Source organism: Arthrobacter sp. 10T413_2, from assembly GCF_056394205.1.
In genome coordinates, this window is sequence record NZ_JBFTHK010000303.1 from 1 (window position 1) to 2,650 (window position 2,650).

Annotated in this window: 2 protein-coding genes; both read left to right on the top strand. The window is 65.3% G+C overall.

Annotated elements, in window-relative coordinates:
• Positions 1 to 21: 21 nt before the first annotated feature.
• The gene (gene typA, locus AC1DBQ_RS22810) at positions 22 to 1,950 is read left to right on the top strand and encodes a translational GTPase TypA (RefSeq protein WP_476930677.1); all 1,929 of its coding nucleotides are present in this window, start codon (positions 22 to 24) and stop codon (positions 1,948 to 1,950) included.
• A 27-nt stretch (positions 1,951 to 1,977) separates the two neighbouring features.
• The gene (locus AC1DBQ_RS22815; protein ID WP_476930678.1) at positions 1,978 to 2,355 is read left to right on the top strand and encodes a hypothetical protein; all 378 of its coding nucleotides are present in this window, start codon (positions 1,978 to 1,980) and stop codon (positions 2,353 to 2,355) included.
• Positions 2,356 to 2,650: the final 295 nt, after the last annotated feature.

Sequence of the window (2,650 nt, forward strand, 5' to 3'; positions counted from 1 at the left end):
TAACGCATGTCTGAATAACGCATGTCTGAAACCACCACCAACACCGCGGTAGCCACTGCATCGCGCAGTGACCTGCGCAACGTCGCGATCGTGGCCCACGTTGACCACGGCAAGACCACTCTGGTCGACGCCATGCTCAAGCAGACCAACTCCTTTGCCGAGCACAACCACCTCGAGGACCGTGTCATGGACTCCGGTGACCTCGAGCGTGAAAAGGGCATCACCATCCTGGCCAAGAACACCACGGTGGCCTACAACGGACCGTCCTCCCAGGGCGAGACCATCACCATCAACGTCATCGACACCCCCGGCCACGCCGACTTCGGTGGCGAGGTTGAGCGCGGTCTGTCCATGGTCGACGGCGTCGTCCTCCTCGTCGACGCATCTGAGGGCCCGCTGCCCCAGACCCGCTTCGTGCTGCGCAAGGCACTGGCCGCGCACCTTCCGGTGATCCTCCTCGTCAACAAGACCGACCGCCCCGACGCGCGGATCGAAGAAGTTGTCCACGAGTCCATGGACCTGCTCCTGGGCCTGGCCTCTGACCTCGCRGACGAAGTTCCGGACCTGGACCTGGACAAGATCCTCAACGTTCCGGTCGTTTACGCAGCCGCCAAGGTCGGCCGCGCTTCCCTCGAGCAGCCCGCCGACGGCACCGCCCCGGAGAACGAGGACCTCGAGCCGCTCTTCAAGGCCATCATCGAGCACATCCCGGCTCCGACCTACAACCCGGACGGTGTCTTGCAGGCGCACGTCACCAACCTGGACGCCTCGCCGTTCCTCGGCCGCCTCGCGCTGCTGCGCATCTACAACGGCACCCTGCGCAAGGGCCAGACCGTTGCCTGGGCCCGTGCCAACGGTGAGCTGAAGAGCGTCAAGATCACCGAACTGCTGGCCACCAAGGCACTGGACCGTGTTCCGGCCGAATCCGCCGGCCCCGGCGAGATCGTCGCCGTCGCCGGTATCGAAGACATCACCATCGGTGAGACCCTGACCGACGTCGATAACCCGCAGCCGCTGCCGCTGATCACTGTTGACGACCCGGCCATCTCGATGACCATCGGTATCAACACCTCCCCGCTGGYCGGCAAGGTCAAGGGCGCCAAGGTCACGGCCCGCCAGGTCAAGGACCGCCTGGACAAGGAACTGATCGGTAACGTCTMCATCAAGGTGCTCCCCACCGAGCGTCCTGACGCCTGGGAAGTCCAGGGCCGCGGCGAGCTCGCGCTGGCCATCCTGGTCGAGCAGATGCGTCGCGAAGGCTTCGAACTGACCGTGGGCAAGCCCCAGGTTGTGACCAAGACGGTCGACGGCAAGATTCACGAGCCGATGGAGCACATGACCATCGACGTGCCGGAAGAGTACCTCGGCGCCGTCACCCAGCTCATGGCAGCCCGCAAGGGCCGCATGACCAACATGGCCAACCACKGCACCGGCTGGTGCCGCATGGAGTTCATCGTTCCGGCGCGTGGCCTGATCGGCTTCCGCACCAAGTTCCTCACGGACACCCGCGGCGCCGGCATCGCGGCCTCCATCTCCGAAGGMTACGAGCCGTGGGCCGGCCCGATCGAGTACCGTACCAACGGTTCGATGATCGCCGACCGCGCCGGTGTTGTGACCCCGTTMGCGATGATCAACCTGCAGGAGCGCGGCTCCTTMTTCGTCAAGCCCACCTCCGAAGTTTACGAAGGCATGATCGTTGGCGAGAACTCCCGCGCCGACGACATGGACGTCAACATCACGAAGGAAAAGAAGCTCACCAACATGCGTGCAGCTTCCTCGGACACCTTCGAGAACCTGACGCCGCCGCGCGACCTGACCCTCGAAGAGTCCCTCGAATTCGCCCGCGAGGACGAGTGCGTGGAGGTTACCCCGGATTCCATCCGCATCCGCAAGGTCATCCTGGACACCAACGAGCGTGCCAAGGCCAACCGCGCCCGCGCCAAGGTCTGATCCCGGTCTCCGKGCTTCGGCTGACACGTGACTAAGAGAGCTGCCGGTATGGCAGGCGGCATTGCCGCCGCCKTGCCGGCAGCTCTTTTTGTTGCCCTGGCCGGCACCGCCCTGCACCGGCACGATCTGTTTCTGGGCGGCGTGCAGGTTCCGTGGGGCGCGGCCGCGGCCCTGCTCACGCTGGGCTCGGCCGAGCTCTGGCTCGGGGCCGCGTTCCGTTCCGTCATTCCGATAGCGGTCTGCGGACTGCTCTGCTACGCACTGACCGGCTGGTGGTCCACCCTGGAAACGGGCAAGCGCCTGGTCATCGGCGATACCGCGGGCAACATCTGGGTTTTCGGCATCGCCGGCATCACCGTGGCCATGCTCGCCTGGTGCCGGCGCTACCGGCTGCCCGCTGGTTGAGCGCGCCCCGCCTTGCTCCCTCCTCCGGCTCCCTGCACCCGCTCCTTACCCCGGCTCCCTCCACGGGACATGCTCATTTTTCGTTCGCTCGAGTGGGCACAACGGCATCATGTCCAGCGCAAGGCTGGTCCGCGGGACATGCTCAGTCCTCACCGGTGGACATGCCCTGTGCTACCTCCGGTGCACGGACATGCTGAGTCCTCACCGGTGGACACGTCCTGTGCTACCTCCGGTGCACGGACATGCTGAGTCCTCACCGGTGGACACGTCCTGTGCTACCTCCGGTGCACGGACA